This is a genomic window from Streptosporangium sp. NPDC053982 (assembly GCF_055585205.1).
Genome location: NZ_JBVJKQ010000010.1, coordinates 142,794 through 154,944, shown reverse-complemented (window position 1 = coordinate 154,944; position 12,151 = coordinate 142,794). Strand labels below are relative to the sequence as shown.

Annotated in this window: 13 protein-coding genes; 7 read left to right on the top strand and 6 right to left on the bottom strand. The window is 72.1% G+C overall.

Going from position 1 to position 12,151, the window contains the following annotated elements; genetic code table 11:
• Positions 1-599: 599 nt before the first annotated feature.
• On the bottom strand, positions 600-1,922 hold the full coding sequence (locus ACZ6W9_RS19760) for an MFS transporter (protein WP_389968171.1): 1,323 nt from the start codon (positions 1,920-1,922) through the stop codon (positions 600-602).
• A 376-nt stretch (positions 1,923-2,298) separates the two neighbouring features.
• Here ACZ6W9_RS19760 and def point away from each other — a divergent pair, with 376 nt between their 5' ends.
• Both def and ACZ6W9_RS19750 read left to right on the top strand, forming a co-directional pair.
• Positions 2,299-2,778 (top strand): peptide deformylase, encoded by a 480-nt coding sequence (gene def, locus ACZ6W9_RS19755; RefSeq protein ID WP_362937184.1) that lies wholly within the window; start codon positions 2,299-2,301, stop codon positions 2,776-2,778.
• A 217-nt stretch (positions 2,779-2,995) separates the two neighbouring features.
• Entirely contained in the window at positions 2,996-3,199 is a 204-nt protein-coding gene (locus ACZ6W9_RS19750) for a cold-shock protein (RefSeq protein ID WP_179828083.1), read from the top strand.
• A 151-nt stretch (positions 3,200-3,350) separates the two neighbouring features.
• Here ACZ6W9_RS19750 and ACZ6W9_RS19745 read toward each other — a convergent pair whose 3' ends face one another.
• Positions 3,351-3,878 carry an MBL fold metallo-hydrolase gene (locus ACZ6W9_RS19745; RefSeq protein ID WP_389968174.1) on the bottom strand — a complete coding sequence of 176 codons (528 nt, stop codon included), beginning with the start codon at positions 3,876-3,878 and terminating at the stop codon, positions 3,351-3,353.
• A 182-nt stretch (positions 3,879-4,060) separates the two neighbouring features.
• Between ACZ6W9_RS19745 and ACZ6W9_RS19740 the strand changes: the two genes are divergently transcribed.
• Genes ACZ6W9_RS19740 through ACZ6W9_RS19730 form a run of 3 tightly spaced genes read left to right on the top strand, consistent with a single transcriptional unit; the run spans position 4,061 to position 6,301 of the window.
• On the top strand, positions 4,061-4,990 hold the full coding sequence (locus ACZ6W9_RS19740; RefSeq protein WP_470118954.1) for an alpha/beta hydrolase: 930 nt from the start codon (positions 4,061-4,063) through the stop codon (positions 4,988-4,990).
• Positions 4,991-5,023: 33 nt separating this feature from the next.
• A complete protein-coding gene (locus tag ACZ6W9_RS19735) occupies positions 5,024-5,479 on the top strand; it encodes a GbsR/MarR family transcriptional regulator (RefSeq protein WP_189249131.1) in 456 nt (151 codons plus the stop codon).
• Positions 5,480-5,488: 9 nt separating this feature from the next.
• Positions 5,489-6,301 carry a class I SAM-dependent methyltransferase gene (locus ACZ6W9_RS19730; protein WP_470118952.1) on the top strand — a complete coding sequence of 271 codons (813 nt, stop codon included), beginning with the start codon at positions 5,489-5,491 and terminating at the stop codon, positions 6,299-6,301.
• 76 nt (positions 6,302-6,377) lie between these two features.
• Here the strand turns inward: ACZ6W9_RS19730 and mshC are convergent, their stop codons facing one another.
• The 4 genes from mshC to ACZ6W9_RS19710 form a co-directional block, all read right to left on the bottom strand.
• The gene (gene mshC / locus ACZ6W9_RS19725) at positions 6,378-7,601 is read right to left on the bottom strand and encodes a cysteine--1-D-myo-inosityl 2-amino-2-deoxy-alpha-D-glucopyranoside ligase (RefSeq protein WP_389968181.1); all 1,224 of its coding nucleotides are present in this window, start codon (positions 7,599-7,601) and stop codon (positions 6,378-6,380) included.
• Between the two features lie 123 nt (positions 7,602-7,724).
• Complete coding sequence (locus ACZ6W9_RS19720) at positions 7,725-8,486, bottom strand: SCO1664 family protein (RefSeq protein WP_362937164.1); 762 nt, start codon at positions 8,484-8,486, stop codon at positions 7,725-7,727.
• On the bottom strand, positions 8,483-9,064 hold the full coding sequence (locus tag ACZ6W9_RS19715) for a DUF3090 domain-containing protein (RefSeq protein ID WP_389968184.1): 582 nt from the start codon (positions 9,062-9,064) through the stop codon (positions 8,483-8,485). The genes ACZ6W9_RS19720 and ACZ6W9_RS19715 overlap by 4 nt, the downstream gene beginning before the upstream one ends.
• 10 nt (positions 9,065-9,074) lie before the next feature.
• Positions 9,075-9,773: a histidine phosphatase family protein gene (locus tag ACZ6W9_RS19710; protein WP_389968186.1), complete on the bottom strand. Its 699-nt coding sequence runs from the start codon at positions 9,771-9,773 to the stop codon at positions 9,075-9,077.
• A gap of 65 nt (positions 9,774-9,838) precedes the next feature.
• Between ACZ6W9_RS19710 and ACZ6W9_RS19705 the strand changes: the two genes are divergently transcribed.
• On the top strand, positions 9,839-10,783 hold the full coding sequence (locus tag ACZ6W9_RS19705) for an aldo/keto reductase (protein ID WP_389968188.1): 945 nt from the start codon (positions 9,839-9,841) through the stop codon (positions 10,781-10,783).
• A gap of 243 nt (positions 10,784-11,026) precedes the next feature.
• Entirely contained in the window at positions 11,027-12,037 is a 1,011-nt protein-coding gene (locus ACZ6W9_RS19700; protein ID WP_389968189.1) for a hypothetical protein, read from the top strand.
• Positions 12,038-12,151 lie beyond the last annotated feature (114 nt).

The following is a 12,151-nucleotide window of genomic DNA, read 5'->3' as shown; positions in this document are numbered from 1 at the left end:
CTCCGCCGCTCCGCTCCCTGCTGATGGCGACACTGCGTGTCGCGGCTCGGGGCTCTGGATCCGGTGTCTTCCCTCGTCACTCCGTCGCTCCGCTCCCTGCTGATGGCGACACTGCGTGTCGCGGCTCGGGGCTCTGGATCCGGTGTCTTCCCTCGTCACTCCGCCGCTCCGCTCCCTGCTGATGGCGACACTGCGTGTCGCGGCTCGGGGCTCTTGATCCGGTGCCTTCCCTCGTCACTCCGCCGCTCCGCTCCCTGCTGATGGCGACACTGCGTGTCGCGGCTCGGGGCTCTGGATCCGGTGTCTTCCCTCGTCACTCCGTCGCTCCGCTCCTGCGTTCCTCAGTCCAGACACCGGCGCCCCTCGCGGCGCCCCTCAGTCCAGACACCGGCGCCCCTCGCGGCGCCCCTCAGTCCAGACACCGGCGCCCCCTCGCGGTATCCGCCCTCACAGGCGCGGGAGCGGCGGGTGAGATCGTCATGTGTCCGATGGTGCTTTCAGGCGGTTTCACCGCTGGGTCCCCTCTGTTACTGGTGTGCTACAAGCCGCCAACGCGGTTCACATCGGCGATCGACGGGTGTGAACCCTCCGTGGGCGGCTCAGACCCGGGCGGTGGCCAGGCCCGTCACCGGCCCGGCCGACCGCAGGTAGCAGGCCCACGTCAGCAGCGCGCACACCGCGTAGAAGCCGGCGAAGGCGGCCAGCGCGGCGCCCGCGCCGCCGGTCCCGGCGATCGAGCTGCCGAACCCGCGGTTGATGAAGAAGCCGCCGAACGCGCCGATCGCGGAGATGATCCCGACCGCGGCCGAGGCGTCACGCCGACCGGCTGCCAGGGCGGCCTCGTGGGCGGGGGTCCCGGGTGCGAGCCCCGCCGTGGCCTTGGCCCGGAAGATCGCCGGGATCATCCGGTAGGTGGAGCCGTTGCCGACCCCGGTGGCGGCGACCAGGAGCAGGTAGGCGCCGAAGAACAGGAGGAAGTCGTGCCGGGCCAGGCCCTGCCACACCAGCGCGGCCGCCGCCGCCATCGCGGCGAAGTTCACGAGCGTCACCCGTGCCCCGCCGAGCCGGTCCGACAGCCACCCGCCGGCCGGGCGGACCAGCGAGCCGAGGAGCGGGCCGAGGAAGGCCAGCCAGACCAGGGAGGCCCGCTCCGGGAACTGGCTCTTGATCAGGAGCGGCAGCGCGGTGGAGTAGCCGATGAAGGAGCCGAAGGTACCGATGTAGAGGAGGGACATGATCCAGGTCTGGGCCCGTCCGGCGATTCTCAGCTGCTCGCGCGCCGGGGCCCGGGCGGCCGACAGGTTGTCCATGAAGAAGAACGCGCCGAGCGCGGCGGCGACGATGAAGGGGATCCAGAACAGCCCGGCGGCGGCCAGCCCGAAGGCGCCGATCACCAGGGGCATGAGGAGCTGGACGGAGCTGACGCCGATGTTGCCGCCGGCCGCGTTGAGGCCGAGCGCCGCGCCCTGCCGTTCCTGGGGGTAGAAGTGGGTGATGTTGGCCATGCTGGAGGCGAAGTTGCCGCCGCCCAGGCCCGCGGTGGCCGCGATCACCAGGAACATCCAGTACGGCGTGGCCGGGTCGCTCACCGCGACGGCCAGCAACACCGCGGGGACGAGCAGGAGCAGCACGCTGACCACGGTGAAGTTCCGGCCGCCGAACCTCGCCGGGCCGAAGGTGTAGGGAAGGCGCAGCGCCGAGCCCACCAGGTTGGGCAGGGAGACGATCCAGAAGAGCTGGTCGGTGGAGAACCGGTAGGAGCCGAGCTGCACGGCGACGATGCTCCACACCGTCCAGAGTGTGAAGCCGAGATGCTCGGCGAAGATCGAGAAGACGAGGTTGCGCCGCGCGATCCTCCGCCCCCTATCGGCCCAGAACCCGGGGTCGTCGGGCCGCCACTCGGCGATCCAGCGGTTCGCCATCGTTCCTCCTGCTCGCTTCTGTCCTGTCGGACCGCCGGACGCGGTTCGTCCGGCAAGATCAGCCAGCATCCTAGGAGGGTTGGTTACTCACTTTCGTGACTCGGGATAGTGAGCCGGTTAAATACGGCTAACCGTGGAAATGCGCAACGCACGAGCCGCACGGATGAAACATCCCGGAAACCCGGCGGCGGTAGGGCCCGCCACCCGGCGGGCCGTGCCGGGCCGGAGCCGGATGCCGGGCGCGCGCGGAGAGGACGACCGGCGGGGGTTCGGCGGACCGCGGGGAGGACCCGGTGATCCGCGGTTGAGACGACGCCGGAGCGGGAATCGTCCGCCTGACCTTCCGCCTGTCGTTTCGCCGCCCCGGGGAGTGCGCGTGGCCGTCCAGCCGATCCGACTGTTCGCCGATCCCGTCCTGCGCACCGCCGCCGAGCCGGTGACCGCCTTCGACCGGTCCCTGCGGGAGCTGGTCAAGTCGCTCCAGGCCACGCTGCGCGCAGGCGCCGGCCGGGCGGGCCTGGCCGCCCCGCAGATCGGTGTCCCGCTGCGGGTCTTCGTCTACGACGTGGACGGCCGGTCCGGCCACCTGGTCAACCCGCGCGTCGAGGCGTCCGAGCGAACGGTGCTGGCCGACGAGGCGTGCCTGTCGGCGCCCGGCGTCTGGTGGCCGCTGGAGCGTTCCTACATGGTCACCGCCCGCGGGCGCGACATGTACGGCAAGCCCGTCACCCTCCGCGGTCTGGGCACGCTCGCGCGGGTCCTGCAGCACGAGGCCGACCATCTCGACGGCGTCCTGTTCGTCGACCGCCTGCCCGATGACGAGCGCGAACGATTCCTGCAGGAGATCTCCTCCTGAGTGTCGGTATCGTTCGCCGCCGGGAGCATGTAGAGTTGTGGTGTTGCAGTCGCAGTTCTTGATGACGCTTGACGACGTTTGTCAGCTCAGGTGTTCCGGGAAGCCGCCGACAACGGGCGCCCCATTTTCTCCGGTGATTCTGGCGGATACGAGGTGGTCCGCGCAGCCCCGAGCCGTCACCTGACGGATCGGTGAGACTAGATCAGGAGAAAAAGTTTTGTCTGAGGGCACCGTCAAGTGGTTCAACGCCGAAAAGGGCTTCGGATTCATCGCGCCGGATGACGGCAGCGCCGACGTCTTCGTGCACTACTCGGCCATCGCCTCCAGCGGCTACCGCAGCCTGGAGGAGAACCAGCGTGTCAGCTTCGTCACCACTCAGGGCCAGAAGGGCCCGCAGGCCGAGCAGGTTCAGCCTCTCTAATCAGGGCTGACCGCGCTCGACCGGTCTGGGCCCTGCTTCTGTGGATCCTCACCACGGTGAGGATCCACGAGAACAGGACCTGAGGGGGCCATGGGCTTCCATCCGGGCCCGCACCGCTTCGGCGGTGCGGGCCCGGACTCGTTCTCCGGCATCAGAGGGCGACGACGGCGCTCCGGCCGGGGCTCAGCAGGGTGAGCCGGTCGGCGAGTCCGGCCTGGCTGAACGCCTCACGCAGTTCGTCGCCGCCCTCGGTGAAGTGGCTCCAGCCCTCGAAGCGCAGCGGAACCACGTGCCGGGCGCCGAGGAGGGCCGCCGCCTCGGCGGCCTGGGCGCCGGTGAGCGTGCGGTGGCCGTCGATCAGCGCGGTCCGCGCCGCGCCCGCGAAGAGGACCGCCACGTCGATCGGGCCGGTCCGCGCGGCCATCTCGCGCACGATCCGGAGAGAGGCGTTGTCCCCGCCGACGTAGACGGTCGGCGGGTCCTCCCCCGACAGCACGAACCCGGCGACCTCGCCGACCAGGTGCTCGCCGCCCTCAGCCCCTCCCCGGCCCGAGCCGGCGGCCGGAACGGACGTCAGGGAAAGGGCGGATGGCGAGGTGCGGTGGTTCATGCCGACGATCGTCCCGTTCGACCGTGGTGCCCCGGGAGCGGCCTGAAAGCCATCCTGCAATAGGTTCACGCCACGCGAGAGCCGTGCGGGGACCGTGCGAAGGCTCGTTCCCCGTCACTCGTGGACACCGCCGATGCGCCGAGGTGACCAGCGGCGCGCAGCCCTCTTCCGTGGACGCAGCCTTCCGGATTGACATTGCTAGCTATTTCAGTCATGTTTGAAATAACTAGCCAACAAGCACGGAGCAGGCCATGGAACACGTGACCTTCAACAGCCTCGGCACCCGCTGCGCGGGCGATCTCTACCTGCCCGAGACGAGCGGCCCGGCCCCCGGGCTGGTGCTCGGGCACAGCGGGGTGATGGTCAAAGAGGCGCTGGCGTTCTTCGCGCCGCACTTCGTCAAGGCCGGCTTCGCGGTGCTGGCCATCGACTACCGCACGGTCGGCTCCAGCGAAGGCGAGCCGCGCGGCCTGGACCACCCGGAACGGCAGGTGGAGGACTTCCGCAGCGCCGTGTCCTACCTGCAGACCCGTCCCGAAGTGCAGCCGGAGCGGATCGGGGTGTGGGGGGTGAGCATCGGCGGCTCGGTGGCGGCCCAGGCCGCCGTGCTCGATCGGCGCATCAAGTGCGTCGTGGTGCAGAGTCCCAGCCTGTGGAACGGATGGCGGTACACGGAACGCCTCCTGGGTCGTGCCGGTGTCCACGCGCTGCGCGACCGGCTGCAGCAGGACTGGCAGCGGCGCTACGAAGGCGGGCAGAGCGCCCGCGTGCCGCACCTGACGCTGGAGGGCGACAGCGTGAAGGACACCCCGGACATGTCGACCCACCTGTTTCCCGCCTATCGCAACGAGAAGACCCTCGACTCAGCCGAGCACCTGCTCACCTTCGCACCGGAGAACCTCATCCACCGGCTCGCGCCGACGCCGCTGCTGATGATCGCCAACGGCGGCTGGGACCCGTACCACATGCTCGAGGAGGCGCAAAGCGCCTTCGCCAAGGCGGGCGAGCCCAAGCGGCTCGCGGTGCTGCCCTACGACGTGCTCGGCCTCTACACCGGTCCGGGCCTGGAGGAGGCGATGGCGCTCGCGATCGACTGGTTCGACCTCTACCTGCGCAGGACCCGGCTCGCGGACATCACCCCGGCACCCACCTACGAGTCGGTGGCCGCCATGACACAGTGAACCCGCACGCGATCGACAACGGAGGATGCGACGATGAGCACTGAGGAACAGCAGGACCGGCTGCTCCGCTGGGTGGAGCGGGTGGCCGCCTTCTGCGTCGAGGAGTGGGGGCTGCCGCCCATCACCGGACGCATCCTCGGCTGGCTCATGATCTGCGATCCGGCCGAGCAGTCCGCCGGGCAGATCTCGGAGGTCATCCAGGCCAGCCGGGCCTCGCTCACCTCGAACATGCGGTTTCTCACGGCCATCGGCCTGGTCAAGAAGGTGAGAAGACCCGGCGATCGCGTCTCCTACTACCGCATCGAAGACGACGCCTGGCAGAAGGTCATCCAGCGCAAGCTCGAAAGCCTGAGCGCGTTCGGCGAGATCGCCGACGAAGGGTTCGGCATCGCGGGCGGCGAGGGACACCGCACCGAGCGCATCAAGGCCGCCCACGACTCCCTGACGTGGCTGCAGAACCTCGCGGCCCGTCATCCGCTACGCCGTTGAGGAATCCCCATGCACCGCTGGCGACCCGAGCTCGGGCTGATCCAGGAAACGCTGCTGCTCACCCTCCACGCCAGAGCCCTGGACGCCGGGCGGCCCAGCCCGATCCTCGGCGACACGTTCTCCGCCGATCTGGCCGGCAAGATCGATTACGACTTCGCCAGGCTGCGGGTCAAACCCAGCCTCGTCCTCACCACGGCACTGCGCGCCAAGAAGCTCGACGGTGTCGTCCGCGCCTACGTCGCCGCTCACCCCGGATGCGTGGTGCTCGACCTGGGCTGCGGCCTGGACACCAGGATGCTCCGCTGTGATCCCCCGCCCGGCGTCGACTGGTACGACATCGACTTCCCGGAAGTGGTGCACCTGCGGGCCGGATGTCTGCCCGGCCGTTCCTACCTGGTCGGAGCCGACCTCACCCGCTCCGACTGGCTCACGGCCATCCCCGGTGACCGGCCGGCGATGATCGTCGCCGAGGGGCTGCTCCCCTTCATGCCCGGCGACTCCTTCCAGGCGATGACCCGCGCGCTGGCCGGCCGTTTCCCTTCGGGCGAGCTCGCGCTCAACGGCTACACCCGCTTCGCCGCCTGGGCCATGAAGTACCACCCGACCATCAAGGCGCTCGGCATCAAAGCCGCCCAGGGCTTCGACGACCCGCACGAACCGGAGTCCTGGGACGCCGGCCTCGAACTGATCGAGGAGCAGATCCTCACCCGCGCACCGGAAGTGGCCCGGTTCCCGCAACCCCTACGCGCGCTCACCCGTCTCACCGCCCGCAGTACGGCCTTGTCGCGGCAAGGGGCCCGCATTCTCCGCTACCGATTCTGACCGCCCCGGTCCCGCGCGGCGTCCGCGCGCGGGACCGGCGAGGCCGGTGTCAGCCCGGCCGGCCGGCGAGGCGGCTTCAGAGGGCGACGCCCAGCAGGGCGTCGGCGAGGTCGCGGACCAGGGCGGGCGCCTGCGGCTCGGCCCCGCCGCCCGCCAGGGCCTCCTCCACCCAGGCGTCGACCGCGGCGAGCGCCCCGGGGGTGTCGAGGTCGTCGGCCAGGCGGGCGCGGACCTCGCCGAGCAGGGCCAGGGCGTCCGGACCGGCGGGCAGCGCCGCGGCCGAGCGCCAGCGGGCCAGCCGGGCCTCGGCGTCCGCGAGCTGGCCGGCGGTCCACTCCCAGTCGGCGCGGTAGTGGCGGGCCAGCAGGGCCAGCCGGATGGCCATCGGGTCGGTCTCCTCGCGCAGCCGCGAGACGAACACGAGGTTGCCCTTGGACTTGGACATCTTCTCGCCGTCGAGGGCGACCATCCCCGCGTGGACGTACGCCCTGGCGAAGGGCCACTCGCCGCAGGCGACGTGCCCCTCGTGGGCGCCGCACTCGTGGTGCGGGAAGATCAGGTCGGAGCCGCCGCCCGCGACGTCGAAACCGCTGCCGAGGTTGTCCAGCGCGATCGCGGTGCACTCGATGTGCCAGCCCGGCCGGCCCGGCCCGAACGGCGAGGGCCACGAGGGCTCGCCGGGACGCTCGGCGCGCCAGAGCAGCCAGTCGAGGGGGTGCTTCTTGCCCGCCCGGCCGGGATCGCCGCCCCGCTCGGCGGACAGGGCCAGCATCGTCTCCTCGGAGTACCCGGAGACGGCGCCGAACTTGGGGGCGGCGGCGACGTCGAAGTAGACGTCGCCGTCGAGGTCGTAGGCGGCGCCCTTGTCGCGCAGGGTCTCGATGAGCTCGACGACCTGGCCGATCGCCTCGGTCACGGCGACGTACTCGCGCGGCGGGATGATCCGCAGCGCCTCCATGTCGGTGCGGAACAGCCGGATCTCCCGCTCGGCCAGGTCACGCCAGTCGACGCCGGTCTTCTCGGCGCGCTCCAGCAGCGGGTCGTCCACGTCGGTGGTGTTCTGGGTGAAGTGCACCTCGTGCCCGCCGTCCCGCCAGACGCGGTTGACCATGTCGAAGGCGAGATAGGTGTTGGCGTGGCCGAGGTGGGTCGCGTCGTAGGGCGTGATGCCGCAGACGTACATCCGCGCCGTGGGGCCCGGCCGGGTGGGGACGACCTCTCCCGCGGCGGTGTCGAACAGCCGCAACGGGACACCGGCACCGGGGAGCGGAGGGACCTTCGGCGCAGACCACGATTTCATATGACGAACCTATCCAGCAGACAGACCGCCCCGATCGCCTCGGGGCGGTGGACACACAAAGGGCAATGATGTCAACCGCGGTGACGCACCGGCTCATTCCGGCCGGGGCGGCATCGGGCGGCGTCAGATGGGGGGCCAGGGGATGGCGGGCCAGTCCTGGGAGGGCAGCGGGTGCAGGCCGGTGTCGAGGAGCCTGCGGACCCTGACCCAGGTGGCCTCGACCTCGGCGAGGGTGAGCAGCTCACGCAGCCGGCGGCCGAGGCGGCCCTGCTCCAGGTCGCGCTCCAGGCGGGCCAGGACGTTCATGGCCTCGCGCGACAGGGGCTTGCCGCGCCACTGCCACAGCACGGTGCGCAGCTTGTCGTCGGTGGAGAAGCAGACGCCGTGGTCGACGCCGTAGACGTGCCCGTCGGGCAGCGGGAGCAGGTGCCCGCCCTTGCGGTCGGCGTTGTTGATGACGGCGTCGAAGACGGCCATCCGGCGCAGGGCCGGCTGGCGTCCGCGGATCAGCGCCATCAGGTCGGCCTCGGGGTCGGCGTCGACCCACAGCTGGCACATGCCGGGGCCGAAGGGGCCCTCGCGGTAGACGGTCGGCGGCACGATCCGCCAGCCGGTCGCCGCCGACACCTCGAAGGCGGCCACCTCGCGGGCCGCCAGGGTGCCGTCGGGGAAGTCCCACAGGGGACGCTCCCCCCGCACGGGCTTGTAGACGCAGGCGGCGGTCAGCCCGCCGTGCCGGATCGAACAGTAGAGCGTCATGTTGGTCGCCTCGACCAGCCGCCCGGCGATCTCCATATGCCCCTCGCGGAGCAGACGCAGCGCGGTCTCGTCGTCCATTCCCGCCGTGGACGCCGCGCTCAGCGCAGGCTCGCTCTCGGCACTCATTCGCCTCCCTCGCCCGGTGAAACGCTCCTACCCCGATAACCGTTGAGACGCACGCAGATATGCCCCTCGGCGTCGAGAGGCTGGCCGCACAGCGGGCACGGCGGCCGCCCGGCCGCGACGAGGGCCAGGGCGCGCTTGCTGAACGCGCGGGCCGCACCGGGGGTGATGTGCACCCTCAGCAGGGCCGGCTCGGCGAGTTCCTCCTCGAACACCTCGCCCTCGGCGCCCTCGGCGGTGACCTCCTGGGCCTCGATGACCACCATGGAGGCGTCGGCGTCCCAGGCGAGCGCCATCGTGCCGACCCGGAAGTCCTCGCTGATGGGCATGTCGAGCGGGTCGTTGTCGGTGAGCGCGAGCGGCGCGGCGGCGGGCACCTCCGCGGTGCCCCCGCTGCGCCGCAGCACCTCGTCGAGAAGCTCGTCCAGGCGATCGGCCAGGGCCGTGACCTGGAATTTCTCCAGGGAGACGGTGGTCAGTCTGCCCTGTGCCCTGGCCTGGAGGAAGAAGGCGCGTGACCCCGGCTGCCCAACGGCACCGGCCACGAATCTGTCGGGCGGGTCGTAGTCGAAGACCGGCATAGTCCTGACCTTACGTCGTTCCGGCTCCGCCGCCGACGGCGGCGTCGCTTCCGGACGGGTTTTCTCCTCCGCCGGCGTCGTCCGCGCCCTCCGGGGGCCGCAGGCCGGCCACGTCTCCCCCGAGGTCGTTGAGCCTGAGCACGAAGGGACGCATGGGGGTGTAGCGGATCGCGGTGAGCGACGCCGGGTCGGCGGATATCCGCTGGAACTGGTCCAGGTGGAGCCCCATGGCGTCGGCCACGATCGCCTTGATGACGTCCCCGTGGCTGCAGACGAGGTAGACGGCCTTCGGGCCCAGCCGCTCGTTCCACTCCCTGACGGCGCTCACCGCGCGGTGCTGGACCGCCGCGAGGGACTCGCCGCCGGGGAAGGTGACGGCGCTGGGGTGGTTCTGCACGACCGGCCAGAGCGGGTCCTTGGCGAGCTCGCCGAGCGGGCGCCCGGTCCAGTCGCCGTAGCGGCACTCGCCGAACCGCTCGTCGGTCCGCACCGGCGTCTCCCGGCCGGCGGCGACCGCCAGGGCCGTCTCCTGGCAGCGTTCCAGGGGACTCGAGACGATCGCGTCGAGCTCCAGGGCCGAGAGCCGGGAGGCCAGCGCCCCGGCCTGTTCTCGGCCCCTGTCGCTGAGGTGGACTCCGGGGGTCCATCCGGCCAGCACCGGGCCGGTGAGGTGGGTGAGGCCGTGTCTGGCCAGCAGCAGGGTCGTCACGCGGCCAAGTCTTGCAGGCGGTGCTCCACTACTTTTAACTGGCCGGACGGTAACCTGGCCGGATCATGGAGCAGCGCTATGTGGGCCGGAGCGGGCTGTCGGTCTCCCGCCTCGGACTGGGGACGATGACGTGGGGGAGCGACACCGCCGCCGAGGAGGCCGCGGCCCAGCTCCGCGCCTTCGCCGAGGCCGGGGGCACGCTCATCGACACCGCGGACGTCTACACCGGCGGCGAGGCCGAGAAGCTGCTGGGGCGGCTGCTCCGCGACACGGTGCCGCGGTCGCGGCTGGTGCTGTCCACCAAGGCGGTGCTCACCCCGGCCGGCCGCCGGCCCCGGGACGCCTCCAGACGGCACCTGATCGCCGCCGCCGACGCCTCGCTGGCCCGTCTCGGCGTGGACGAGGTGGACCTGTGGCAGCTGCACGCCTTCGACCCGGAGGTGCCGCTGGAGGAGACCCTGGCCGCGGTGGACACCATCGTGGCGTCCGGGCGGGCGGCGTACGCGGGGGTGTGCGACTACACGAGCTGGCAGCTGGCGGCGGCCGCGGCCGGGCAGCGGGCGGTCCACGGCCGGGCGCCGATCGTCGCGGCGCAGGTCGAGTACTCCCTGCTGGCCAGGGACGCCGAGCGGGAGCTGATCCCGGCGGCCGAGCACTCGGGCGCCGGCGTGCTGGCCTGGTCCCCGCTCGGCAGAGGCGTCCTGACCGGCAAGTACCGCACGGGCGTCCCCGCCGACTCCCGGGCGGCGACCCCGCACTTCGCCGACTTCGTCAAGCCGTACCTCGACGAGCGGTCGCGCCGGGTCGTGGAGTCGGTGGCGACCGCGGCCGAGGGCCTGGGCGTCTCGCCGCTCTCGGTCGCGCTGTCCTGGGTGCGCGACCAGCCGGGGGTCGTCGCGGCCATCGTCGGCGCCCGGACCTCCGCCCAGCTCGCCGGAGCGCTCCAATCCGAGGAGCTGACGCTGCCGCTGGAGATCAGGGAGGCGCTGGACGACGTCTCGGCCGACTGAGGCCCGCCGGAGCGGGCACCGGCCGGGCACCGCGTGCGACGCCTCCCCGGGCCGGAGATCGGTGATGACGGCCCGCGCGGAACGGACGCCGACGAGTAGAACAAGAATCGATCTCGTTTATCACGCGTCAATACCGAATCGTCCCTTCATCTGGCGAGACCGGCCCTTCCCGCAAAACTGTCGATTAGCGCATCGGGAGGGGAGCCCGGTGGCCAGCGAGGCGTCGTCGAGCGAGGGGGACCGTTGCGAACTGCGATCTCGGCCGGTGCGCTCGTGCTCGCACTGATCGGGGCCGTCCCCCTGGCCGCCGCGGCGCCCGCGGGGGCCGCCGTGTGGCCGGCGCAGCCGGGCTGCGAGCACCGGGGGCCGCTGGGCGGCGTGACCGGCGGGCTGTGCGAGACCCTCGGCACCGTCGGCGACACCGTCGGCAGGACGGTGGACGGCGTCGGCGAGGCGGTGGACGGCGTGGGCGAGACGGTGGGCGGCGCCGTGGACCGCCCAGGCGAGACGGTGGACACCGGACGGTTCGGCGTCACCGCCGAGACCACCACCGGCACCGGTTCCGGCACCGGCGACACCGGTCTCGGCGTCGAGGTCGGCGTCACCACCGGCACCCGTACCACCGGCCCGGACACCGGCGCCGGGACGAAGACCTCCGACGCCGCTCCCCGGTCCGCCGGACCGGGCGACGACTCCTCTCCACCGGGAGACGGCGCGGCCGGACCCGCCACCGCCGCGCCGCGGGCCTCCGCCGGCCCCTGCGCCCCAGCGGTCTCCTCCCCGTGCGCGGAGGAGGCCGAGCGCTCCGGCCGGAAGCCTCCCCTCGGCAAGGTCCCGCCGACCGCGAGGCCGCTCCCCCGCCCCTCGCGGAGCGACGAGCCCGAGCAGGCCGTACGGCGGGACACGTCGTACGGCCCGCCCCGCCCGGAGGCGACCCCGCCCGTCCGCGACACGGACGCGGGGCCGGTGACCGCCGAACCGTCCCCCCCGGTGGCCGATCCCGAGGCTCCGCGGGTGGAGCTGCTGTGGCCGGGCGCCGGGATGCACGAGTTGCGCGACCGGATGCCCACGGACCGGCCCGTCAGGCCCACCCGGTCGTCCGACCCGGCCGGCACGGCGCTCACCACCGTGCTGCTCGTCGTGGCGATCCTCGCGGTCCGCCTGCTGTACGTCCGGCGGGGCGGCAGGGAGTCGATGCCCTTCGAGCCGCTGAGACTCGGCCGGCACCGGACGGCGCCGGCCTCCCGGCTCTGAGCGGCCCAGGGCTCCGCAGGGATCCCGCCGGATCCGGGCGGTTCACCGGCTCCCGACGCCGGAGAGCCCCGGAGACGTGGGTCCGCGAGACGCCGGAAAGCACGGGGGCCGGCG

Coding starts and splice junctions, on each gene's coding strand:
- ACZ6W9_RS19760 (WP_389968171.1), bottom strand. CDS start 1,922: ATGGCGAACCGCTGGATCGCCGAGTGGCGGCCCGACGACCCCGGGTTC.
- ACZ6W9_RS19740 (WP_470118954.1), top strand. CDS start 4,061: ATGGAACACGTGACCTTCAACAGCCTCGGCACCCGCTGCGCGGGCGAT.
- ACZ6W9_RS19735 (WP_189249131.1), top strand. CDS start 5,024: ATGAGCACTGAGGAACAGCAGGACCGGCTGCTCCGCTGGGTGGAGCGG.
- ACZ6W9_RS19730 (WP_470118952.1), top strand. CDS start 5,489: ATGCACCGCTGGCGACCCGAGCTCGGGCTGATCCAGGAAACGCTGCTG.
- mshC (WP_389968181.1), bottom strand. CDS start 7,601: ATGAAATCGTGGTCTGCGCCGAAGGTCCCTCCGCTCCCCGGTGCCGGT.
- ACZ6W9_RS19720 (WP_362937164.1), bottom strand. CDS start 8,486: ATGAGTGCCGAGAGCGAGCCTGCGCTGAGCGCGGCGTCCACGGCGGGA.
- ACZ6W9_RS19715 (WP_389968184.1), bottom strand. CDS start 9,064: ATGCCGGTCTTCGACTACGACCCGCCCGACAGATTCGTGGCCGGTGCC.
- ACZ6W9_RS19705 (WP_389968188.1), top strand. CDS start 9,839: ATGGAGCAGCGCTATGTGGGCCGGAGCGGGCTGTCGGTCTCCCGCCTC.